Origin of the sequence: Streptomyces sp. GbtcB6, assembly GCF_019091475.1 — a bacterium.
In the GTDB taxonomy this organism is placed as follows: domain Bacteria; phylum Actinomycetota; class Actinomycetes; order Streptomycetales; family Streptomycetaceae; genus Streptomyces; species Streptomyces hyaluromycini.
Window position 1 is genome coordinate 1 of the sequence record NZ_JAGXJL010000012.1, and the last position, 22819, is coordinate 22819.

16 protein-coding genes are annotated in these 22819 nt (G+C 70.2%); 5 read left to right on the forward strand and 11 right to left on the reverse strand.

The window, feature by feature from the left end; genetic code table 11:
• Positions 1-30 precede the first annotated feature (30 nt).
• Complete coding sequence (locus tag KVT45_RS21120) at positions 31-900, forward strand: helix-turn-helix transcriptional regulator (protein WP_217549701.1); 870 nt, start codon at positions 31-33, stop codon at positions 898-900.
• A gap of 410 nt (positions 901-1310) precedes the next feature.
• Positions 1311-1763: a hypothetical protein gene (locus tag KVT45_RS21125; RefSeq protein WP_217549703.1), complete on the forward strand. Its 453-nt coding sequence runs from the start codon at positions 1311-1313 to the stop codon at positions 1761-1763.
• Positions 1764-2164: 401 nt separating this feature from the next.
• On the opposite strand, the gene KVT45_RS21130 is transcribed toward KVT45_RS21125, so the two are convergent.
• Positions 2165-2590 (reverse strand): helix-turn-helix domain-containing protein, encoded by a 426-nt coding sequence (locus KVT45_RS21130; RefSeq protein ID WP_217550133.1) that lies wholly within the window; start codon positions 2588-2590, stop codon positions 2165-2167.
• 106 nt (positions 2591-2696) lie between these two features.
• Here KVT45_RS21130 and KVT45_RS21135 point away from each other — a divergent pair, with 106 nt between their 5' ends.
• The gene (locus KVT45_RS21135) at positions 2697-3071 is read left to right on the forward strand and encodes a VOC family protein (protein WP_217549704.1); all 375 of its coding nucleotides are present in this window, start codon (positions 2697-2699) and stop codon (positions 3069-3071) included.
• Between the two features lie 37 nt (positions 3072-3108).
• The gene (locus KVT45_RS21140; protein WP_217549705.1) at positions 3109-4377 is read left to right on the forward strand and encodes an FAD-dependent oxidoreductase; all 1269 of its coding nucleotides are present in this window, start codon (positions 3109-3111) and stop codon (positions 4375-4377) included.
• Between the two features lie 594 nt (positions 4378-4971).
• Here the strand turns inward: KVT45_RS21140 and KVT45_RS21145 are convergent.
• The 3 genes from KVT45_RS21145 to KVT45_RS21155 form a co-directional block, all read right to left on the reverse strand.
• Positions 4972-6108, reverse strand: coding sequence for a DUF475 domain-containing protein (locus KVT45_RS21145; protein WP_217550135.1), 1137 nt, complete (start codon positions 6106-6108; stop codon positions 4972-4974).
• Positions 6109-6526: 418 nt separating this feature from the next.
• A complete protein-coding gene (locus KVT45_RS21150; RefSeq protein ID WP_217549710.1) occupies positions 6527-6976 on the reverse strand; it encodes a pyridoxamine 5'-phosphate oxidase family protein in 450 nt (149 codons plus the stop codon).
• A 463-nt stretch (positions 6977-7439) separates the two neighbouring features.
• Positions 7440-9863 (reverse strand): SpoIIE family protein phosphatase, encoded by a 2424-nt coding sequence (locus KVT45_RS21155; protein ID WP_217549711.1) that lies wholly within the window; start codon positions 9861-9863, stop codon positions 7440-7442.
• Between the two features lie 1086 nt (positions 9864-10949).
• On the opposite strand from KVT45_RS21155, the gene KVT45_RS21160 reads away from it, so the two are divergent.
• Complete coding sequence (locus KVT45_RS21160) at positions 10950-11780, forward strand: universal stress protein (RefSeq protein WP_217549718.1); 831 nt, start codon at positions 10950-10952, stop codon at positions 11778-11780.
• 211 nt (positions 11781-11991) lie between these two features.
• On the opposite strand, the gene KVT45_RS21165 is transcribed toward KVT45_RS21160, so the two are convergent.
• From KVT45_RS21165 to KVT45_RS21195, 7 genes are all read right to left on the reverse strand, one after another.
• Complete coding sequence (locus tag KVT45_RS21165; RefSeq protein ID WP_217549720.1) at positions 11992-12414, reverse strand: hypothetical protein; 423 nt, start codon at positions 12412-12414, stop codon at positions 11992-11994.
• Positions 12415-12483: 69 nt separating this feature from the next.
• Positions 12484-13698: a globin domain-containing protein gene (locus KVT45_RS21170; RefSeq protein WP_217549723.1), complete on the reverse strand. Its 1215-nt coding sequence runs from the start codon at positions 13696-13698 to the stop codon at positions 12484-12486.
• A gap of 96 nt (positions 13699-13794) precedes the next feature.
• Positions 13795-16464: a bifunctional acetaldehyde-CoA/alcohol dehydrogenase gene (adhE, locus tag KVT45_RS21175; protein WP_254647133.1), complete on the reverse strand. Its 2670-nt coding sequence runs from the start codon at positions 16462-16464 to the stop codon at positions 13795-13797.
• Between the two features lie 194 nt (positions 16465-16658).
• Entirely contained in the window at positions 16659-17369 is a 711-nt protein-coding gene (locus KVT45_RS21180; protein ID WP_217549724.1) for a CBS domain-containing protein, read from the reverse strand.
• A 59-nt stretch (positions 17370-17428) separates the two neighbouring features.
• Positions 17429-20113 (reverse strand): pyruvate, phosphate dikinase, encoded by a 2685-nt coding sequence (gene ppdK / locus KVT45_RS21185; protein WP_217549725.1) that lies wholly within the window; start codon positions 20111-20113, stop codon positions 17429-17431.
• A gap of 566 nt (positions 20114-20679) precedes the next feature.
• On the reverse strand, positions 20680-22233 hold the full coding sequence (locus KVT45_RS21190; RefSeq protein WP_217549728.1) for an oxidoreductase: 1554 nt from the start codon (positions 22231-22233) through the stop codon (positions 20680-20682).
• 21 nt (positions 22234-22254) lie between these two features.
• Positions 22255-22533 (reverse strand): hypothetical protein, encoded by a 279-nt coding sequence (locus KVT45_RS21195; protein WP_217550206.1) that lies wholly within the window; start codon positions 22531-22533, stop codon positions 22255-22257.
• Positions 22534-22819: the final 286 nt, after the last annotated feature.

Genomic DNA, 22819 nt, shown 5'->3' on the forward strand with positions numbered 1-22819 from the left:
TGTGATCGGGGACGCGGGAGGATGGAGAGCATGACGACGACACCCCCCGGAGCTGGACTGGGCGCGATGATCCGCACATGGCGGAACCGGCTGCCCCCGTCGGCCGCTGGGCTGCCGGTCGTCCGCAAGCGCCGGGCTGTCGGGCTGCGGCGCGAGGAACTGGCCGACCTGGCCGGAGTGTCGGTCGACTACGTCGTGCGCCTGGAGCAGGGGCGGGCCACGACACCCTCGGCGTCGGTGGTGGCGTCCCTGGCGCGCGCTCTCCAACTGTCCACCGCCGAGCGGGACCACCTCTACCGGCTGGCCCAGATCGTGCCGCCGGCGGACGGCACGATCCGCGACCATCTCCCGCCCGGTATGCAACGGGTACTCGTCCGCCTCGGAGACGTACCGGTGGCGGTGTTCGCGGCGGACTGGCAACTGGTGTGGTGGAACCACGGGTGGGCCGCCCTGCTGGGAGACCCCTTGGCCTCGCCGCCGCGGATGCGAAACTTCGCCCGCGACAGGTTCCCGGTGGACGTCGATCACACCCCCCTCGCGCTGTGGCCGGTCACCGAGACGGACCCCGACACCGCCGACGCCGCCGTCGTCTCCGATCTGCGCCGCGCCACCGGCCGCTTCCCCCGGGACAGCCGCCTGGCCGCGCTGGTCCGCGACCTGAACGCAGGCAACGAGAGGTTCGCCGAGCTGTGGGCGACGGGAGAGGTGACCGCGAACCGCGAGGTCCACAAGAGGGTCGATCACCCGTCGGTGGGCCCGGTCACGGTGGACTGCGATGTCCTGACCGACGGCGACACGGAGCTCAAGATTGTCATCATGACCGCCGCGCCGGGCAGTGAGGACGAGACCAAACTCCAGCTCACCACCGTCGTCGGCCCACCGGCCGGCACGCGCAACTGATCCGCCCCGCCCATCGGCCGACCGACGGCTCACGGTTTTCGTGACGCACCAAACCGTTGGACACGCACCGACGGGTGATCAGGACGGCCCACTGGCGGACTGCCCGGACAGCGCCCTCGTTCCGCCTGGCCACGAACGGCGGTGCCCTGTTGACATCACCCTCGCCGCGCTGGGTGGTCGGTGGACGCCGCTGGTAGTCCGCGAGTTCCTACGCCGCGGTCAGACCACATACGCCGAACTGTCCGCCGCCCTGCCCGCTCTCTCGGACAGGCCGACCGAGTTGACCAGTGCGAGGCACAGTGCGACGGGACGCCCTTCACCAAACGCCAGACCCGTAGAACACGGCCTGAACCTCGTCAGCTCCCCGGTTCTTGCTCGCTGCGGCTGGACGGCCTTCTACGATCCGGTGCATGGATCCTGAGCTGCTGGAGGGGATCACCGCGCGGCGCGCGGAACTGGATGAACTCGAAGAGCAGCCGGCCAAGCAGTCGGCGGAGGTACGGGCCGAGCGGAACGAACTCGCCGTCGCCGAACGCGTCCTTGAACGGGTGAGCGAACAGCTCGCCAACGAACGGGCATCGGTCACGCCGGCGCCCGGGCAGGTGGGCGGACGAGCGGTGATGCTGATCCCGCACCGCACGTCAGGCGTGGAGGAGAGCACACTCCCGCCGGACTACCAGCGCATTCTCGCCGCCGTGCGGCAGGCCGCCGGACCGGTCATGGCCCGGCAGGTCGGTGACGCGCCGGGAATCGACGTCAGTGTGCGGGCCAAGCTGGAACCGCTGCGCGGGAGACTGGTCAGACTCGTCGATCGCGGCTGGCTGCGGAAACTACCCGACGGCCGGTTCACCACCTGCCTGTGACCAGGGACGCCGGCGCCCGGAGTGGTGGGGTGCGGGCGTAACCGGGTTGCCCCCGGCGGCCGTTGGAAGCACGGCGCGGTTGACCCGTAGCGCTCCAACCGCGTTGACGTCGAACGCTTTGATCACCTCGTCGGGGGTGAACGCCTCGTCGATATCGACTGCGAGGTACTCGCCACCGCCCGCCAGGACCAGCGGCTGCTCGTCTTCACCCCCCCCGCCCCGGCAGCGATGCCGTCGGCCAGTTGGAACTGCTGCGCGTCATCGGGCGCCAGGATCTCCAGGACCCGACCAAAGCGGGCCGTAGTCCACATGACGCCGTCAGGATCGGGATCGATGAAGCCTGATCAACGCATAGACGCGGCACCCCGGTTCGCAATCGGCCGGGCGACCACACACGCCAGTCACGCCCCGTTGGAGAGAGTCGCGTCGGCGGCATGATCCGGGGTGTCGAAGCGCCGTCGCGCGGCCGCGACGTGATCGAGGTGGTAGCGCGTCCAGTGGCAGAAGCCGTGGACGACGGTCTGCAATTCCCGCCCGGCCGGGGTGAGGCTGTATTCCACGCGGGGCGGAACTGTGGCATACGGAGTGCGCTCGACGATGCCGTCGCGCTCCAACGTGCGCAGCGTCTGGCTGAGCATCTTGTGGCTGATGCCATCTACCCGTGCGCGCAGTTGGCCGAACCGCAGGGTCCCCGCCTCCAGGGCTTCGATGATCAGCAGCGCCCATTTGTTGGCGATGTCGGTGAACACCTCTCGGGCGAGGGCGCCAACCGGCCCCGCCTCCGCCTTCGCCTCCGCGGTCCTCCCCCCGGTGAGGGACGCCTCCATGGTCACCTTTGGGTTCCTTTCTCACTGAAAAGTGCGTTCTTGCAGGTCAATCCTAACTCTCCTACGGTTACCAAGGAAGTTTCCGACGAACCGGGGAGCCTACGACATGGCTATTCTCAAAACGTACGCACGCGTGTGGAGCGACGAGATGGACAGCGCTCTCCGCCCGCTGGTCGAACTTGTCGGCGCCGAGTGCGATCTTCGCTTCGCATTCGGTGATGTGGAGGTCGCGGCGCTCGGCGACTTCCTGGTCATCGCGGGTACTCCTGAAGCCGCGGCCAAGCTGCCCAGCGCCAGCGCCACGGTCGTCGTGAGCGATCTGGAGGAGACGCGGCGGCTGCTGACCGCGCACGGGGCCGAGATCACCTTCGGGCCCGCCAAGGGGCCGACCGGCTCCTATTTCTTCGCCCGGCACCGGGACGGGGCCGAGGTCGAGTACGTGCAATGGACCTCCGAGCTCGAGAACCGGATCCTGACGTGAGCCGACGGCGTTCCTCGGGTGAGCCGGGTGGCCGCCGATGACCCGGGACTACGACGTGATCGTCGTCGGTGGAGGTTCCGCGGGTGTCGCCGCCGCGGTCGGCGCCGCGGACGCCGGGGCCCGTACTCTCCTGATCGAGCGGGGGTCGAGCCTGGGCGGCGCGGCGACGCTGCGCAACGTGCTGACGTACTGCGGGCTGTACAACTCCGATCAGCGCCAGGTCGTATACGGCGTGGCCGAGCGGGTGCTGACCGAGTTGCGGGCGGTGAACGGTGTCAGTGCACCGGTCAGTGCGCCCGTGCACGGTCCGGTGGAAGGCTCGGTGACGTTCGTGACCGTCGACCCGGAGGCCGTCAAGTGGTCGCTGGACACCGTGTGCGCACGGGCCGGCGTGGAGGTGCTCCTCTACAGCACCGTCTTCGACGCCGAGCGCGACGGTGACCGGATCGCCTCGCTGGCCGTGGCCGAGCCCGGCGGTACAGCGCGGTACACCGCGCGCGTGTTCGTCGACGCGAGCGGGGAGGCGAGCCTGGCCGCGGCGGCCGGGGCCCTCATCCGGTATGGCAACGACGGCCGGGTCCAGACGGGCACCCTCGGCCTCAGGTTCGGTGGTGTACCCGCATCAGCCGACGTCTCGGTCAACGCCGTCGAGGCGGCGGTGACCGACGCGGTCAGCCGCGGCATCGGCCCGCTCACGTCGCGAAGCGGATTCGTCACGCGCATCCCGCCGTCCAACGATCTCGTCGCCTACCTGGCGGACGAGGACTACAACGCACTGGACACCGCCGATCTCAGCCGAGCCACGGCCCACGCACGCCGGCAGGCCCACGCCTACCTCGAGGTCATCAGATCACTGCCGGGATGCGCCGACGCCTATCTCGTCTCCACGGCCGACCTGGGAACCCGCCAGTCCCGCCACATCGTCTCCCGACATCCCCTATCCGGACACCACGTGCTGTCCGGGACGACCAGCCCCGACACCGTCGCGGTCGGAACATGGCCGCCGGAATACCACCCGGGCGCGGGCCGACCCGCACAGTGGGCTTTCATCGGAGGCACGGGCTCTTACGACATCCCGCTCGGCCTGCTGCAGAGCCAGAACACCGACAACCTCTTCGCCGCCGGACGGCTCCTTGACGCGGACCAGCAGGCATCAGCCTCGCTGCGCGTCATGGGCACGGCATTCGCCACCGGGCACGCGGCGGGAGTGGCGGCGGCGCTCTCCGCCCACCGACGGGAGGTGACCGGCACGGCGGTACGCCACGAACTCCTCCTCCAAGGAGCCCAGTTGCCGGACCCCATGTGAGGGAGGCGGAGTGTCAGGCGAGTGTGGGGGTGCCGGGTCACACACCGCTGGTTGCCTCATCCACGCTGGTCGGACCGCCATTCGGGGGCTTGGACTGGCGGCCCGACACCCGTGAGGCCAGAGCCGCCCGTCAGACGATCAAGACCGCAGACACCCGTCCATGACCAGCACGAGCACCTCCAAGAGCCGCCATGCCAGCGCCTCCGACCAGCACGTTCGAAGATGGCGAAGGCTCAGTGGAGGCGCATCAGTGCATCTGGCACGGTGGACATCCCGGATGGGATGACGCCTTACGGAAACCGGCACTTCTTCGCATCAAATTGCTTGAGCAACGACATCCCAATCTCTGCCCGGGACCTCATGCCCGGTTCGATCAGCTCCGCTGCGCAGATTCTCGACATCGCCCTCGCTGCCTGAACGGACGGGTCCATGCCTCGACTTCTGCCGCGCGGTATGGGTTCACTGGTCCAGTTGATTGCCGCGGATCTGATCGCCGTCGGCGCCGACATCGTGATCTGGATGGGTGTGGGCGGGCGTGGCTGAAGCTGCTCGGCCGTTGGTGAGCCTCGCACCATGGCTTCGTCGGATCCTGGGCTACGGGACCGGGACCCTGGCCGCTGTTTCCGTATCCGGTTCGGCCGCCGCGAGGGCCTGATTGCGGCGGACGGAGGACCAGAACGACCAGCCGATCAGGACGACGCCGACGAGGCCGGTGATGACCTCGTTGATCTCGTACTGAATGGTGACCATCAGGATCACGGCCAGCGCGCCGATCGCGTAGTGGGCGCCGTGCTCCAGGTAGACGTAGTCGTCCAGGGTGCCCTGGCGGACCAGGTACACCGTGAGCGAACGGACGTATACCACGCCGATGCCGAGGCCCAGGGCCATGAGCACGATGTCGTTGGTGATGGCGAACGCGCCGATCACGCCGTCGAAGGAGAAGGACGCGTCCAACACTTCCAGGTACAGGAACATGAAGAACGCAGCACGGCCGGCCAGGACGACCGCCGATCGCGGCCGGCCGGTGCGGGTGGCCGCTTCCTCCGCCTCTTCTTCCCGCTCCTCCTCATCATCCAGCCGGTCCTCGAAGAAGCTGGAAAGACCACCGACGATCATGTATGTGATCAGACCGGCGATGCCCGCGACCAGGACCGTCTGCCCCTTGTCGGCGTGCACGCCGCCCTCCTGGTGGGCGTGGGTGGCGAAAGTGAAGGACGTGACCAGCAGAACGACCAGGGCGATGCAGACCGACAGCATGTCGACCTTGCCGAGGCGGGCCAGCGGCTGTTCGATCCGGCGCAGCCACTGGATGTCCCGGTCCTCGAAGATGAAGTCGAGGAAGATCATCAGCAGGAACATGCCGCCGAAGGCCGCGATCGCCGGGTGGGCGTCGGTCACCAGCTGCTGGTAGCGGTGCTTGTCGGTCAGGGCCAGATGCACCGCGTCGTACGGATTCAGCCGTGCGGTGATCGCGACGATGACGACAGGGAAGGCCAGCCGCATCCCGAACACCGCGATGAGCACGCCTACCGTGAGGAAGATCCTCTGCCAGAACGCGTTCATCTTCTTCAGCACCCCGGCGTTCACGACAGCGTTGTCGAACGACAGCGATATCTCCAGGACGGCGAGGATCGCCACGACGCCGAGGGCGGTCCAGCCGCCGTAGAGCACTCCCAGGGCCAGGCCGAGCGCCGTGCACACGAACGCCCCGCGAAAGGTCTTCACCAGCACGGCCATCCACTCCTGTCGTCATGCGGTCGCCAACGGACAGTACACACAAGGACATACGGCAGGCCCGGCCCGCGTTCTGCTGCGCGGGCCGGGCCAGGTACCGCCCTCAGCCCATGGTGGTCCTGAGGACGCTGAAGGGTGTCCTCGGGTCGGCCAATGCGTGTGGTGGATGTGGATGCCGGGAAGCTGCCTGTCGAGGCCGAGCAGCCCCTGTACGGCGTGCATCAAACAGCTGCTGATCCGGTTCGGCTACGGTCCGGACGGCGGCAGCACATCGCGGGCCGCCGGTGCGCTGAGGTTCGCCACCCGACCGCATTCGCAAGAGCCTGACCGACGACATCCTTCCGAGGGTTGAGCGCGGGGCGCGAAGGTGGTGATGTCCGGCTGACGACTCAGGCCTCGGGCCGCATGGCCGGAGTCAGCCGTCCGGCGGCTGTTCCGGTGCGGCCTCAGGACGCTCCGGACGCCCCAGTTCGCGCCCGGTGATCATCTCGGAGTCGATCCGGACGAACACCGGCTCCCGTGTCGGCATCCATGATCGGGGGCCGGCCTGTGACAGCCGCGCGTGTTCCGCGGAGCCGCTCACCACGGTCGCCCGTCCGGTGACGACCACACTCCAGCCGGACCGGTTCTCGGCATCGAAGTCATCCGCCTCGAAGGCGACCACGACGCCTTCGATGGCACGGACCAGTTCCGAAGTCGAGGCGGTGCACAGCAGCACCGAGGAATCCGCGTCCAGCGAGAAGTTGACCGGGAGGACTGCGGGCAGCGCCTGCCGGGTGTAGACCACGCGGCCGACCGGCACCTTCGCGAGCAGGCGCAGGCACTCCTGGCGGTCGAGTACGCGAAAGTCGTCGTCCCGGGGCATCTGGTCATCCTCCTCGTACTGCGGGCGTGGATGTAGGGCCGACCGGCCCTTTCGCCAGAGCTACTCAGGGACTGCTCGGCCCACGCTCAGGCGGTGTCCGCCCGCGCGGGGGTACCCAGGTGCTCACAGGCAAATCCACACGCGTACGGCACGTGCATGCCAAGGGAGGGGTAGACGGCATGGTCCCGCCGTCGAAGGCAGAGACGGGCAGTTCTGTGCCGGACGAAATTACGCCTGACCGGGCACCTCGATGTCCGGACCAGCAGGGCGGGTCGTCCCCGCCGGCGCTGATGCACCCCGGCGGCAGGGTCGAATTCTTCGGCCGGGCCGTCGACCCGCCGCCCGGCAGCCTCCCCGACCGCATGACTCGCCGCAGGCGAAACGCGAACCCCTGCCCGGCCGGTGGCTGTCCATAGCCGGCTCGGTTCGGGTCGGTCATCCTCCGTCCGGGTGGCCGATGAGGTCAGGGGTCTGGCTCCGTCAGTTCGATCTCCGCCCAGATGGTCTTGCCGGTGGGCTGGTGGCGGGTGCCCCAGCGGTGGGCGAGCTGGGCGATGAGCAGCAGGCCGCGGCCGCCCTCGTCGTAGGTGCGGGCCCGGCGCAGGTGCGGGGCGGTGCCGCTGGCGTCGGAGACCTCGCAGAGCAGTGTGGTCCCCCGGATCAGCCGGAGCTGGATGGGAGGCTGCCCGTAGCGGATGGCGTTCGTGACGAGTTCGCTGACCACCAGTTCGGCCGTGAACGCCGCGTCGGGCAGCTGCCAGGCGTCCAGCCGGGCCAGCACCTGGGCCCGGGCGTCGGCGACGACGGCCGGGTCGGAGGGCAGGTCCCAGGTGGCGACCCGGTCGGCGTCGAGCGCCCGGGTGCGCGCGACGAGCAGGGCGACGTCGTCCTCGGGCTGCGCAGGCAGCAGACTCCGGATCACCTCGTCGCAGAGAGTTTCCAGAGGCTGGGAGACGGGCTGGTCAAGGCATTGGAGCAGCCGAGCCTGCCCCTTGCCCAGGTCGTGCTCGGCGCCCTGGAGCAGGCCGTCGGTGTACAGCGCGAGGAGGCTGCCCGGGGGCAGTTCCCACTCGACCGTCTCGAAGGGCAGCCCACCCACACCCAGCGGCGGGCCGGGCGGCACATTGACGAACTCCGCCGGGCCGTCCGGCTTGGCGACGGCGGGTGGCGGGTGGCCCGCGCTCGCGGCCGTGCACCGGCGGGAGACCGGGTCGTAGACCACGTACAGGCAGGTGGCGATGACATCGGCGGCGATGGCGAGATCGGACTCGTGGTCCGCGGTGCTCTCCTCCTCGGCGGCCAGGAGGGTGACCAGGTCGTCGAGGTGGGTGAGCAGTTCGTCGGCGGGAAGTTCGACGTCGGCCAGGGTGCGCACCGCGGTCCGCAGCCGCCCCATGGTGGCCGACGCCCGCAGTCCGTGGCCCACCACGTCGCCCGCCACCAGCGCGACCCTGGCGCCGGAGAGCGGGATCACGTCGAACCAGTCGCCGCCCAGCCCGGCCCGGGTACGGGCCGGAAGGTAGCGATGGGCCACCTCGACCGCCTCCTGGGCCGAGAGCCGCCGGGGCAGGAGGCTGCGCTGGAGGGCGAGCGCGGTGCCGCGTTCGAGGGTGTACCGGCGGGCGTTGTCCACGGCCACGGCGGCGCGCGCGGCGATCTCCTCGGCCAGCAGCAGGTCGTCGCGGGTGAACGGGTCCTCGCGTCGGTGCCGGACGAGGACCGCCACGCCGAGGGTGATGCCGCGGGCGCGCAGCGGAATGACCATGAGGGAGTGGATGCCGAACCTGCGGACCACTGCCGCCCGCCCGGGATCGGCTTGTACCCAGCCTCTGGTCGCCTCGTCCTGGGTGCTGTGCAGCGAGGATCTGCCGGTGGCCAGGCAGCGGACGGGGGGCGCGGACGCGGGGTAGTCGTCCACGTCTCCCGGCTCGATCAACGCTTCGGGCATACCGGGCAGGACCGACTGCTGCGCCGCACGCCGCAGCGGGACCGCGCCCGTCGTGGAAGGCTTCGGCTCGACTCCGCGGAACAGGGAGTCGAGCAGGTCGATGGTGACGAAGTCGGCGAACCGGCCCACCGCGAAGTCGGCCATCTCCTGGGCCGTGCGCATCACGTCCAGGGTGCTCCCCACCTGTGCGCTGACGTCGTTCAGCAGCGCGAGCCGTTCCCTGGCCAGGTACTGTTCGCTGACGTCGAGCGCGGAGACCTCCACGTGCCGTACGCGGCCCGCCGGTGTGACGAGCGGGGACACGGTGACGGACCAGACCTTCTCCGATGTGTCCGGCCGGGCTCTGCCCCGCACATGGAAGCGCTCGGCCTCGCCCGACGCGAGCACCCGTCCCATGCCGTCCTCGACCCGGTTGCAGAGGTGGGGCGGCAGGATCTCGGTGACGCGCCGGCCATGCATCCATTCCTCGCTCAGCGCGAGCTCACGCGCGGCACCGGCGCTGGCCCGCACGGCCCGCAGCTCGGCGTCGTACACCATCACGGGCAGATGACACTGCGCGAACGCCTCGTACGCCGTCACCAGGTCCGGCCGTGACCGTTCCGGTGGCGTCACGATGAGGACCCGCTGGGCGTGGCCTCTGTGGTTGACCGACGGATATACCCGCACCTGTGCCTCCACGGCCCGGCCGTCCCGGTGCCGGAGCACGGCCTCTGCGAGGTGCGTGCCGAGGGCCGGAAGGCCGTCCTCGCTCCCCGCTTCCGAGACGATCAGACGGCTGACGGGGCTGCCGACGACCTCCTGAAAGGAGTAGCCGAGCATGCGCTCGGCACCGGGACTCCATCCCGTCACGACTCCCCGGTCGTCGACGACCGCCGTGGCCGAGTCCACCGGATCGGGCGGTGCGCCCGGGCTCCCGCTGAATGGGATGGCATCGCGCATGTCGGTCACCGCCCGATCTGCCGGCTCGGCCACCATGGCCCCGGACGAACGCCAGGAGGTCACGGAGCGTCCGAGGCAACCGGTCCTCGCCACGTCGGTCTCGTACCTCGCTTCTATCGTTCTCCACTCGTTCCCGCGCGTCACTTCCATCGTGAAATTACTGTGCGTGTGGATGCGGAACCGAAGTGGTAACGCAAAGTGAACGGCGCCTATGGCCTCACTCAGTTCGGCCGGAACCCGACCCACGCGTCCGCAGGAAACCGCGCCGAGTCCGGGAGCCCGGGATCAGTCGTGTACTCAGCTCGTCTTGTGGCCCCAATGAGGTCCCACCAGCGCCCATTCCCTGCCCCACTCGTCGACGCGTCGCCGGTCGGCAGCTGCCGGGCGACCACGCCTCCTGCGAACACCAGGCCGCCGAGAGCGGCCGCCGCCGTGGCGCCCAGGAAGCCCGACCAAGGTCCGGCCAGTCTGCGTCGAGCCGTCGGGTGTGGTCCAGCGCACCGCCGTCGCCCGGCGATCGGTCGTCGTTCCGATCGCGGGGGTGGCGCGCGGTACGTCGTTGAGGAGGACGGCTCGGACGGACTGCCGTTCGGCTCGCTGCTGTGCGAACACCTCGTCCGCGGCGTGGGCCGTGACCAGCCCGGCGACGGCACCTCCCACGGCGAAGACCGCCCATCCGGCCGGCACGATCCAGGACTCCACGATGTCGTCGTGGCGCCGCAGCGGGTTGCCCCGCCACCGCTACAACCACTTCCTCGCGTACTCGGCACCGGGTATCGGTCCGCACCTCCTTCATGTCGTCGTGGTGACATTCCTGAAGGTGACGGCCAGGGCCGTGGTGGTGCATGAGCCGACCACGTATTGCCACAGGGCCACCCGGCACCAACTCCGCTCCTGGGGTCTGCCCGCGCCGGGTCCGTGCCGACCGAACGGCCCTTGCCACAAGGGCCGTTCGGCGGATGCCGGGGTTCGACCGGCATCTGACCAGGGCGACGGCGCACGAGGAGCATCGACCGAAGAATCCGCCGCGCGGTGTCGAGTGGCGCTGCCACCGAACTGCCGGCCGAGGGAAGGAGAGGTACGACCATGACCCTGCATCACATCGTCGTCGGAGTCGACGGCTCCCTGACCTCCGTGCGAGCTCTGGACTGGGCTGCGGCCGAGGCCGTACGCCATGGCAGCGCGCTACGCGTGCTGTATGCGGTTCCCGACCGTGACGAGGCAACACCGGTCCTGGCTTACGCCACCTCGCGCACACGAGAGCGGTATCCGGGGCTGCTTGTCGAGACCGTCGCGGTCGAGGGAGGCGTGGTGCATGCCCTGGCGCGCGAGAGCGAGGGCGCGGTCCTCACCGTGGTGGGAACACGCGGCTTGGGCACCGTGGCGGGTTCGGCGTTGGGCTCGGTGAGTTTGAGGCTGGCCGCCGTCGTACAGGGACCACTCCTGGTCGTCCGCGGGGACCACCCCTGCGACGAGCGCCTGCCCGTGCTGCTGGGCCTTGCCGACGACTCGGACCTGCGGGCGGCGGAGTACGCCTTCCAGGAGGCCGAGCGGCGCGGCGTGAGCCTCCGTGTCCTGCATTCCTGGAGCCATCGGCACATCACCCCCGAACTGCCCTCCCTCACCCCTGCGCGCAGCCCCGGCCAGGAGCGGATGGCCAGGGAGAGCCGGGCCGAGGAGGCCGTGGCCCACTACGCCCTCACCCACCTGCGGGACCAGCATCCCGAGGTCGTCGTTGAGTCCCACGCGGTCCGTACCGCTCCCGCTCCCGCACTGCTGACGGCGTCGCAAGAAGCAGCAATAGTGGTCGTCGGCGCCCACCGTCGTACGGGTGTGTTCGGACCACGCCTGGGTCCGGTCGCCCACAGTCTGTTGCACCGGTCGCACTGCCCCCTGATCGTCGTACCGGAGAGGTGACGGCCCATTCCCACGACTGACGTCGTTTCACCATGCGACCGGAGCGGCACCGCGAGGGAACGGTGCCGCTCCGGTCGTTCGATCTCTCCCGGGCCACTGCTACCGGCGGTGCGTGGTGTCCGGGGTGGGCGCCGGCGCATACGGCGGATTCGTGGGCCCGGACGGCCCCCGCCGGTGATCACCACAGGCGGGGGCCGTCCGGGCGGTGATGTCATGCCGGGCGAGAGCTCTCGTCGGTGCTGTCGGTGTCCGTACCGCGGGACTGTGTGGGGCCGCCGCGCCATGGCGGGGTGGTCGTACGACGTCCGTCGTGCCAGGCCTGGGCGGCCCTGTCCGTCTGGCGGCGCAGCCGGTCCCGGAGCCGGTCGACGGCCTCCGCGCCCGTGGCCTGCTCGGCCACCGTGACGACCATCTGACGGCCGCCGATGTGCAGATCCGCCGTGGCCGACCACGGGTGGCCGGCGTGGTGGGCGGCCGCACGCAGGATGCGCACCTCGCCGGTGACGGCGGGCAGTCCCGCCCTGCTCAGCACGGCGTCGATCTTCGTGCGGGCGTATGCCAGGGTCTCCTCGTCCACGGCGCCGTCGGAGCGCAGCTCTACCGCGGGCGTCGTCTGGGAGTTGTTGGTGGTCATACGGGTTTCTCCTCGGAAATCAGGAACTCAGGAGCTGACGAACTCGGGAAGGGGGAACGGTGGGGTGATTCAGACCGGGGAGCCCGGCAGCCACAGGTCGGGGCCGAACACCTCGTAGCGGATGCGTCGTGCGGGCACGCCGGCGCTCAGCAGCTGTCCCCGTACGTCCCGCATGAAGGGGAGCGGGCCGCACAGGAACACCGTGGCGTTGTCGGGGAGTTCGGTGTCGCTCAGGTCCATCGGGCCGGTGCGGGCGGCGGGTTCCTCCGCTCCGGGACGCTCGTACCAGAAGACGGCCCGGGCGTTCCGTAGTTGATCGACGAGGTCGTGCGTCTCGGTGCGCAGGGCGTGGTCGGCGGGGGAGCGGTCGGCGTGCAGGACCAGGACCCGGCGGATCGAGCGGAGGCCGGCCAGGTGGGCGAGGATGCCGGTCATGGGGGTGCAGCCGATGCCCGCCGAGACCAGCACGACGGGGGTGGTGGTGTCCACCGGGTCGTCGAGGAAGACGTCGCCGAACGGTGCGGACAGCAGCAGCTCGTCGCCCTCCCGGACGGTGTCGTGCAGCAGGTTGGAGACCTCGCCGTCCGGTCCGGCGGTGTCACCGGTGACCCGCTTCACGGTGATCCGCCGCAGCCCGTCGCCCGGGTCCGAGGAGAGGCTGTACTGGCGCAGCTGGTGCACCCCGTCCGCCATGCACACGCGGACGCTCACGTACTGGCCCGCGCGGGCCCGCGGAATGCGTTCGCCGTCCGCCGGGCGGAGGAGGAAGGAGACGACGTCGGGGGTCTCGGTGCGGCGTTCGACGACCGTCCAGGGCCGCCAGATCCCGCCGGGCTGGACCCCAGCGTCCTGGTAGAGGAGCGCCTCCCGGCTGATCAGGGCGCCGGCCATGAGCCAGTAGACCTCGTCCCAGGCGGCCGCCACCGCCGGGGTGACCGCCTCTCCGAGGACCTCGGCGATCGCGCTGAACAGGTACTTGTGCACGATCGTGTACTGGTCGTCGGTGACGCCGACGGCGGCGTGCTTGTGCGCGATCCGGGACAGCAACTGGTCCGGCCGGGTTCCGGGATTCTCCAGCAGCGCGCCGGCGAAGGCGGCGATCGCACCGGCCAGCGCGCGGCGCTGGTCCCCGCTGGCCTGGTTGCCGCGGTTGAACATCCCGTCGAGCAGCTCCGGCCGGTCGTGGAACATCGTGGCGTAGAAACGGGTGGTGATCTCGTCGAGCGCTCCGGCCACGGCGGGCAGGGTGGCGCGTACGAGGGCGGCGGATTCGGCGGACAGCATGGGATCTCCCTGACGGGGCGGGCGATGGAGGAGGAAGCGGCCGCATCGCCGTGGGACGGCGGCCTTCTGCGCGGCGGTCAGGCACCGCCGGGCGGGCTATGCGTCGCGCCCGTAGTAGGCCGCGCGCATGAGCTGCCGCATGTCGTCGAGCATGGGCATGCGCGGGTTGGCGGGTGCGCACTGGTCCTCGAAGGCGTTCAGGGCCTGCTGGGGCAGTGCGTCGAGGAAGGACCGCTCGTCGACGCCGAGGGCCTGGAACGACGGCTGGATGCCTACGGCGTCACGGAGCCGCTCCACCGCGGCGGCCAGTGATTCGACGCCCTCCGCCGCGGTGGAGGCCGGCAGGCCGAGGGCGCGGGCGATGTCCTGGAAGCGCTCGGGGGCACGGTAGTGCTCGTACTTCGGCCAGCCGGTGAGCTTGGTGGGAACGGTGCCGTTGTAGCGGATGACGTGCGGCAGCAGGACCGCGTTGGTGCGACCGTGCGCGATGTGGAAGGTGGCGCCGAGCGTGTGGGACATGGCGTGGACGATGCCGAGGAAGGCGTTGCCGAACGCCATACCGGCGATGGTGCCGGCGTTGTGCATCTTCTCCTGCGTCTCGGGCCGGGCCGCCCGGTCGTTCACCGCCGCCTCGATGTTCTCGAAGATCAGCCGGATCGCGTGCAGGGCGAGGCCGTCGGTGAAGTCGTTGGCGTAGACGGACACATACGCCTCGATGGCGTGGGTGAGGGCGTCGAAGCCGCTGTCGGCCGCCAGGGCGTGCGGGAGTTCGGCGGTGAGCAGCGGGTCGACGATGGCCACGCTGGGGGTGAGCGCGTAGTCGGCCAGCGGGTACTTCTTGCCGGTGGCCGGGTCGGAGATCACCGCGAAGGGGGTGACCTCGGCGCCCGTGCCCGACGTGGTGGGGATGCACACCAGGCGGGCGAGCCTGCCGAGCACGGGGAAGCGGAAGGCTCGCTTGCGGATGTCGGAGAACTTGTGCCGCATGTCGGCGAAGTCGACGTCCTTGCCCTCGGCCTGCTGTTCGTACAGCAGCCACATCACCTTGGCCGCGTCCATCGGGGAGCCTCCGCCCAGGGCGATGATGGTGTCCGGGCGGAAGTCGCCCATGAGGCGGGCGCCGCGCCGGACGGAGTCGATGCTGGGCTCGGGTTCGACGTTGTCGATGACCTGGATGGTGACCGGCTCCCGGCGCCGCCGCAGCACGCGCTCGACCCGGTCGACGAGTCCGAGGCGGGTCATCGTCGCGTCGGTGACGACGGTGACGCGGTGGACGTCCGGCATGGAGGTCAGGTAGCGGATGGACTGCGGCTCGAAGTAGATCTTCGGCGGGACCTTGAACCACTGGAGGTTGTTGCGGCGCACGGACACCCGCTTGACGTTGAGCAGTTGGGCGGCGGAGACGTTGTTGGAGACCGAGGTGCTGCCCCAGGAACCGCAGCCGAGCGTCAGCGAGGGGAGCAGGCTGTTGTAGATGCCGCCGATCGCGCCCTGTGAGGAAGGGGCGTTGACGATGATCCGCACCGTCTTCATACGACGGCCGTACGCCTCGGCGAGTTCGAGGGCGCCGGTGTGGATGACGGCGCTGTGACCCTGCCCGTGGAAGGCGACCATGTCGGCGGCCAGGTCGAAGCCCTGCTCCTCGGAACCTGCCCGCAGGACGGCGAGGACCGGGCAGAGCTTCTCGCGGGTGAGCGGCTCCTGCGGACCTACCTGACCGGCCTCGACGAGGATGAGCGAGGTGTCCTCGGGCACGGAGAAACCGGCCTGTTCGGCTATCCACGCCGGGCTCTGCCCGACGGCCGCGGAGTTGACCTTGGGCTCGCAGCCCGGGCCCGTGCCTGCGGCCTTGCCGGCCGGGAACAGGAAGGCCTCCAGCTTCGCCTTCTCCTCGGCGGTCGCCAAGTGGGCGTGCAGCGCGCGGAATTCGGCGAGGACCGCGTCGTAGATCTGCTCGTCCAGGATGACGGCCTGTTCGGAGGCGCAGATCATGCCGTTGTCGAACGACTTGGACAGCACCAGGTCGTTGACGGCCCGGCGTACGTCGGCGCTGTGGTGGACGTAGGCGGGCACGTTGCCGGCCCCCACGCCGAGCGCGGGCTTGCCGGCCGAGTACGCGGCCTTGACCATGGCGTTGCCGCCGGTGGCGAGAATCAGAGAGACGCCCGGGTGGCGCATCAGAGCGCCGGTCGCCTCGACGGACGGGGTCTCGATCCACTGCACGCAGTGCTCCGGCGCGCCCGCCGCGACGGCCGCGTCCCGCACGACGCGGGCCGCCTCCGCGCTGCAACGCTGGGCGGAGGGGTGGAAGGCGAACACGACCGGGTTGCGGGTCTTGAGCGCCATCAGGGCCTTGAAGACGGTGGTGGAGGTCGGGTTGGTGACGGGGGTGACCGCGCACACCACCCCGACCGGCTCGGCCACCTCGATCATGTCGTCGATGTCGTCGCGGGCGATGACACCGACCGTCTTCATCGGGCCCATGCTGTGCGTGACGTACTCGCAGGCGAACATGTTCTTCGCGGCCTTGTCCTCGAAGACTCCGCGTCCGGTCTCCTCCACGGCGAGTCGTGCCAGCCCGGTGTGCTGGTCGAGGGCGGCGACCGAGGCCTTCTTCACGATGTGGTCGACCTGTTCCTGGTCGAGCCCCTCGTAGTCGGCGAGCGCCTTGAGCCCGTTGGTCACCAGGCGGTCCACCGCGACGGCGATGTCGGACGGCGCGTCGACGGGTTCGGTGGTCGCGCTGCGGTCGTCGTGGCGGGTCATGTCGGCAGGCCTCCGTTGGGGAGAGGGCGGCAACCGCACGGATGGCGGCGCGGGCGGGAGCGGCACCTCGGGGGATGGGCACCGCTCCCATCAGCAGCGTCTCTCGTCAGCGGCGGCGCACCCAGGTCCCGTTGGTCCCCGTGAGGGACTGATCGGCCCCGGTGTGCCGGGACCAGGTGTCCCATGCGGCGGGACTAGTCATGAGGCGCGCCGGAGGAGGGGGCGCCCTCGACCCGGCGGGTGCCGTCGGCGCGGAGGGCCAGGCCGTTGACGACGCCGACCACTCCGTCCACCCGGTATGTCAGCCGGATCACGGCCGGAATGTCGCCGTGGTGCGGTACGGCCCCTGCCAGGGTGACCATGCCGTCCCTGACCGAGACGGTCACGCTGCCGGCCGGGAGCCCGAGCGCGAGGTCCAGCACCTCCTCGCGGACCTCCCGGCCGATCTCCTCGTCCGTGCGCAGGAAGACCCGCAGCAGGTCACGCCGGGTGGCGATGCCGATCAGCCGGTCCTCCTCGTCCACGACCGGCAGGCGCTCGACGCCGTGACGCTCCATGACCCGCGCGGCATCCGCTATCCGCTGTTCCGGATGCACGGTGATCGCGGGCGTCGACATCAGATCCCGAGCCGTGACGGCGCGGGCGACGGCACCGGAGCGAGGACGCCTGAGGCGGCTCGACGGGTATCGCCACGACCGCCGCGCCCGGTCGTCCGGGGACCGGGCCGCCTGACGACGGACCAGATCCGTCTGCGAGACCACGCCCACGACCTTGTCGTCGTGGTCCACGACGGGCAGGCCGCTGATCCGGTGCCGGTCCAGCAGCCGTACGACGTCCTTGAACGACGTCTCCGGGTGCGCCTCGACGACGTCTGAGGTCATCACCTCTCCAACGATGCGGGCCATGGCGGCCACCTCCTTTCCGGCAGTGCCCGGGCTCGGGGACGCGAGCCCGGGCACGGCGCTCACCTGCTGTCGCTCGATCCCGTCCCGGACAGTGCGGCCCGGCCGGCCTCCAGGCGGGCGACCGGGACGCGGAACGGCGAGCAGGAGACGTAGTCCAGTCCGGCCCCGTGGAAGAAGTGGACGGACTCGGGATCGCCGCCGTGTTCTCCGCACACGCCGATCTTCAGGCCGGGGCGTGCGGCGCGGCCCTCGTCGACGGCGATGCGGACCAGCCGGCCCACGCCGTCACGGTCGAGGGTCTCGAACGGCGAGGTGGCGAAGATGCCCTTGTCGAGGTAGGCGGAGAAGAAGGCCGCCTCGACATCGTCGCGGGAGAAGCCCCAGGTGGTCTGGGTCAGGTCGTTCGTGCCGAAGGAGAAGAACTCCGCCTCCTCGGCGATCCGGCCCGCGGTGAGGGCGGCCCTGGGCAGCTCGATCATGGTGCCGACCGGGCAGTGCACGGGCACGCCGGTCTCCTCGGACACCTCGGCCAGGACCCGTTCCACTTCCGCCCGCTCGATGCGCAGTTCCTCGACGGCGCCCACCAGCGGCACCATGATCTCCGCCTCGGGGGAGCCCCCGGCCCTCGTGCGCGCCACGACCGCCTCGGCGATCGCCCGTACCTGCATGGCGACCAGACCGGGCACCACCAGGCCCAGGCGCACGCCCCGCAGCCCGAGCATCGGGTTCTCCTCGTGCATGCGATTGACCGCGTCGAGCAGTTCGGTGTCGTGCGGGTCCGGGTGCTCGCCCCGGGCCTCGGCGGCGGCGATCCGCACGGCGAGGCCGGTGCGGTCGGGCAGGAACTCGTGCAAGGGCGGGTCGATGAGCCGGATGGTGACCGGCAGACCGTCCATCGCCTCCAGGATGCCGATGAAGTCCTGGCGCTGGAGCGGCAGCAGTGCGCCCAGCGCATCCTTGCGCTCGGTCTCGTCGCGGGCCAGGATCATCGCCTCGACCAGCTTGCGCCGCTCGCCGAGGAACATGTGCTCGGTACGGCACAGCCCGATACCGCGTGCGCCGAACCGCCGGGCGCGGGCGGCGTCCTCCGGGGTGTCGGCGTTCGCACGCACCTCCAGCCGGGCGGTGCGGTCGGCCTGCTCCATGGCGTCGGCCACGGACTCGACCAGCCCGGCCGACCGCTCGCCGGACTCGAAGTACCGCATCACCGCGGAGTCGACCAGCGGAGCAGCGCCCAGAAACACGGTGCCCTCGGAGCCGTCGACGGAGATGACTGTGCCCTCATCCACGACGGTCTCACCCACGGTGAAGCGACGGCCCTTGGCGTCCACGGCGATCTCCTCCGCGCCGCAGACGCACACCGTGCCCATGCCGCGGGCGACCACGGCGGCGTGACTGGTCTTCCCGCCACGACTGGTCAGCACCGCCTGCGCGGCGATCATGCCCGGGAGGTCGTCGGGGGTGGTCTCCTGGCGGACGAGCACGACCTGCTCGCCCGCGGCGGCCCGGCGGACGGCCTCGGCAGAGTCGAACACGACGGCGCCCACGGCCGCGCCCGGTGAGGCGGGAAGGCCGTGCGCGAGCGCCTCGCCGACGGCGGAGGTGTCGAACCGGGGGAACATCAGCCGGGCGAGTCCGTCCCCGGCGACCCGGCCCAGCGCCTCGGCGGGACTGATCAGACCCTCGTCCACCAGCTCGGCGGCGATGGCGAACGCGGCTTCGGCGGTCCGCTTGCCGACCCGGGTCTGCAGCATCCAGAGCCGGCCGTGCTCGATGGTGAACTCGATGTCGCACAGATCCCGGTAGTGCGTCTCCAGGGTCTCCATGTGACCGCGCAGCTGAGCGTACGAGACAGGGTCGAGCTCTTCGAGGTCGGCCAGCGACACGGTGTTGCGGATGCCGGCCACGACGTCCTCGCCCTGAGCGTTCGGCAGGTAGTCGCCGTACAGGCCGGGGCGCCCGGTGGCGGGGTCGCGCGTGAAGGCGACACCGCTGCCCGAGTCGGAGCCGAGGTTGCCGAAGACCATGGTCTGCACGTTCACCGCGGTGCCGAGGCCGTCGGCGATGTGTTCGCGGCGCCGGTAGATCCGGGCCCGCTCGCCGTTCCAGGACTCGAAGACGGCGAGGACGGCCCGGCGCAGCTGCTCGTCCGGGGACTGTGGGAAGTCCTCGCCGGTTTCCCGGCGGATCAGGGTCTTGTACGTCTCGACGAGCTCGGCCAGGTCCGTGGCGTCCAGGCCCAGATCGTCGGCCGCGCCCCGGACGCGCTTGAGGTCGGACAGGGCGCTCTCGAACAGTCCGCTGTCGACGCCCATGACCGTACTGCCGAACATCTGTACGAGGCGGCGATAGGAGTCCCAGGCGAAGCGCTCGTTCCCGGACACCTTCGCGAGGCCGAGCACGGAGTCGTCGCCGAGACCGATGTCCAGGATCGTCTCCATCATGCCCGGCATGGAGAAGCGCGCGCCGGAGCGGACGGAAAGCAGCAGTGGATCGTCGGGCTGCCCGAGCCTTCGACCGGCTGCCTTCTCCAGACCTGTCAGATGCCCGGAGATTTCCTCGGCCAGTCCGTCCGGCTCGCTGCCGGCGCTGAAGAAGGCACGGCAGGCCTCGGTCGTCACAGTGAAACCCGGCGGTACCGGCAGCCCGAGCCGGGTCATCTCGGCCAGGTTCGCCCCCTTGCCGCCGAGCAGGCCTGCCAGGTCACGGCCGCCTTCTGCGAAGTCGTACACGTAACGGACCATGATCTCGGTCTCCTCTGTCGGGCTTCGGCTGGATGTTCTCTCCAGCGTCCGCCCGCCGGTGTCGGAGGGGGCAGGTGCTGTCGGGCCCCTCCGGTGGGCCGGTCGGCCCAGGCGGATCCGTCGCTGCCGTCTGTCAGCAGGGGGCTGTCCTTGCAGCGCCTGATCACCGACGCCACCGACATCCCGCGCCGCAACTCCGACCGGCAGCAACCGCGACGACGTCACCCGGCTGATCCCACTGCTTCGGGCCGTGCCGCCCGTGAGGGGCGAACGCTGCGGACCCCGATGCCGACCAGACGCGGTGTCGGGCGACCACGGCTACGACCATGACCAGTACCGCCGCCTGGTCCGGGAGTCCGGACATGGAGCCGCTGTTCGCCCGTCGCAAGGCCGAGCGCGGCTCCGGACAGGGCAATCAACGCTGATTCGTGGAACGCGCGTGCGCCCAACCGCGCTGGTCCCGCCGCCTGCGGATCTGCTGGGAGATTCGCGATGACACCACGAAACCTTCCTGGCCCTGGCTGCGTGCTCATCTGCTGGCGGTGCCTGAACTCCGCTGTCGCCCGCTAGGTTTTCTGCAGTGCGCGAGTGACACCCGCGATGACGGCGGTCGTCAGCACCCAGCCGAAGGCGATGAGCAGGTAGGCCAGCCACTGCAGGCTCTCGTTCGACCAGTACCAAGCCGTGCGCTGCCCCAGACCACCGATGGGGATCAGAAGATCGAGCGTGTAGACGAGGGGTTGGAACGGGGCGCCTTCGCCTCGTTGGACCGGCTTGGGAGAGTGACCACGGAAGGACAGGGTGCCCAGCAAGGTCAGCGCGAGGAGCCAGACGCCGGCCAGCCAGGGGCGGTAGCCGTAGCCGACGGTCACGTCGAGCAGGTGCCCCCACGCGCGCGCGGCCGGGGGCAGGGTTTGACGCCGATGGCGCTGTTTGGCGAGGAGTACGCGGCGGGCGTCGTCGTCGTGGCCGGCCTTCCGGTACCAGCTCGCCAACTGCTCGTAGGGCTGGGGGTTGTAGTCAGGGCTGCGTCGTATCCACGCCACGCGGCGAGCCACGGAGTTCCGCTGCCCCACTGCTTCTCGACGCCCGCCCGCCTCGTCCCCCTTGATGGAGCCGTAGACGAAGCCGTCCAACTCCACCACGTCCGGCCAACTGCGCTCGCTGTCGTGCAGGTACGACACCTGCGCACCCCTCAGGTCCACGGCGCCGGACGGCGGTCGGGCGAGGGTGAGGTCGAAGTCGACGGCCTGCATCAACGAGGCCGACAGGGAGGGGCCGTTACCGTCGGGCGGCCCGTTCAGGACGGCCCCCGCGAAGCTCAGACCGGCCGAGATCCGGGCGCCCCGCAGCCCAACGGTCCCGTTCGCGACGAACCCCTCGGAGAGGATGACCGTCGAGGCCACGGAGTTCTCCAGATTGAGCGCCAGGCCACGCGGGCTGGGCTCCTCCAGCCGTGCGCCGTTCATGTACAGCCCTCCGGGCAACTGCGCACCCGGCAACCGTACTTCACCCCGTGCGACGAACCCGGGCCGGCAGAAGAACCCCCCTTCCATGACCAGGCCGCCGGCGGCCAGGGCCCACCCGCCGGGCGCGTTGAGCTCGGCCTTGTTGAGGATCACGCCGCCGGTCACCCGGGCGTTGGTGAGGGACAGGGCGGTGATGCGATGGTGGAAGTGAGAGGGGGCACCGCTCTCGATGATCGAGCGCCCCAGGTCCAAGTTCCCCTCGATACGGGTCGCCCCGGCCTCGATGCCAGGCACTCGGCAGCCATTGAACACAAGCGTCTGGGTCGTCGCCCCGAGCAGGTTCACCGCCTCCTCGAACCAGCAACCCTCCAGCCAGAGGGCATAAGCGAGCTGCGCACCGGCGAGGTCGAGCGGTCCGACGATCCGCGCCCCGGCGAGCCGCAGACACGGCACGGCACCGGGCTGCCCACTGTGCGCGCCCAGCACCAGCGCCGCGATCACGGGCGCCCGAATCGTCCGCTCCGGCCCCCACCGGCCGCCCTCGGCGACATGGTCGTCAGGCGCATCCGCGCGCAGGTCCACGGCCCGCCCTTCGGGGAACGCGTTCCACAACTGACGCTCCGGCGAAGTCAATTCGTCGTATGAGAACACTCGTGCAGAGTAGTGATCCTTCTACTCGTTCACCTTGCCCTTGTTTCTCATGGCGCGTCTGAACACGCACGCTGGAGGGAGGCGAAGGCCGCGCCGGCCGAGGATGACGTAGTGCCGCGCCAGGTAGGAGAGATCTCCCCACCTTTCCCGGGCGTGGGCGCGCATCAGGATCCGGCCGCATCTCGTGCAGGCGATCCAGGGGACGAGGACGAGACCGGTCAGGCACTGTTCGTACGGGCTGACCGCCGTGGCCCTGCTGTTCGCTGTGACCATGGTGTTGCCCATCGGCAGTGCCGACATGCCGGTCGTCATCGCTCTCGGAGACTTGGCCAAGCCGCACACGACCCACGGCGTGAACGACGTCACCAAACCCATGGCCCGGCGTCCCGGCAACGCCGTCTCCGGCGTCCCGATTCTCGACGTCGACAAGGCGAAGACACCGGCCCGAAGGCCGCGATGTTCTTCACCGGCGAGAAGAAGGGACTGACCGAACTCAACTCCGCCGCCAACGAGTTCGTCGGCTGACCGGCCCAGCAGTGGTGAGCCCCCGCCAACCGGAGGCGGGGGCTCACCACGCTCGGACTTC

Excerpts from the sequence above, each read along its gene's own strand:
- KVT45_RS21120 (WP_217549701.1), top strand. The coding sequence starts at position 31 with ATGACGACGACACCCCCCGGAGCTGGACTGGGCGCGATGATCCGCACA.
- KVT45_RS21125 (WP_217549703.1), top strand. The coding sequence starts at position 1,311 with ATGGATCCTGAGCTGCTGGAGGGGATCACCGCGCGGCGCGCGGAACTG.
- KVT45_RS21130 (WP_217550133.1), bottom strand. The coding sequence starts at position 2,590 with ATGGAGGCGTCCCTCACCGGGGGGAGGACCGCGGAGGCGAAGGCGGAG.
- KVT45_RS21135 (WP_217549704.1), top strand. The coding sequence starts at position 2,697 with ATGGCTATTCTCAAAACGTACGCACGCGTGTGGAGCGACGAGATGGAC.
- KVT45_RS21140 (WP_217549705.1), top strand. The coding sequence starts at position 3,109 with ATGACCCGGGACTACGACGTGATCGTCGTCGGTGGAGGTTCCGCGGGT.
- KVT45_RS21150 (WP_217549710.1), bottom strand. The coding sequence starts at position 6,976 with ATGCCCCGGGACGACGACTTTCGCGTACTCGACCGCCAGGAGTGCCTG.
- KVT45_RS21155 (WP_217549711.1), bottom strand. The coding sequence starts at position 9,863 with ATGCGCGATGCCATCCCATTCAGCGGGAGCCCGGGCGCACCGCCCGAT.
- KVT45_RS21160 (WP_217549718.1), top strand. The coding sequence starts at position 10,950 with ATGACCCTGCATCACATCGTCGTCGGAGTCGACGGCTCCCTGACCTCC.
- KVT45_RS21165 (WP_217549720.1), bottom strand. The coding sequence starts at position 12,414 with ATGACCACCAACAACTCCCAGACGACGCCCGCGGTAGAGCTGCGCTCC.
- KVT45_RS21170 (WP_217549723.1), bottom strand. The coding sequence starts at position 13,698 with ATGCTGTCCGCCGAATCCGCCGCCCTCGTACGCGCCACCCTGCCCGCC.
- adhE (WP_254647133.1), bottom strand. The coding sequence starts at position 16,464 with ATGACCCGCCACGACGACCGCAGCGCGACCACCGAACCCGTCGACGCG.
- KVT45_RS21180 (WP_217549724.1), bottom strand. The coding sequence starts at position 17,369 with ATGGCCCGCATCGTTGGAGAGGTGATGACCTCAGACGTCGTCGAGGCG.
- ppdK (WP_217549725.1), bottom strand. The coding sequence starts at position 20,113 with ATGGTCCGTTACGTGTACGACTTCGCAGAAGGCGGCCGTGACCTGGCA.
- KVT45_RS21195 (WP_217550206.1), bottom strand. The coding sequence starts at position 22,533 with ATGTCGGCACTGCCGATGGGCAACACCATGGTCACAGCGAACAGCAGG.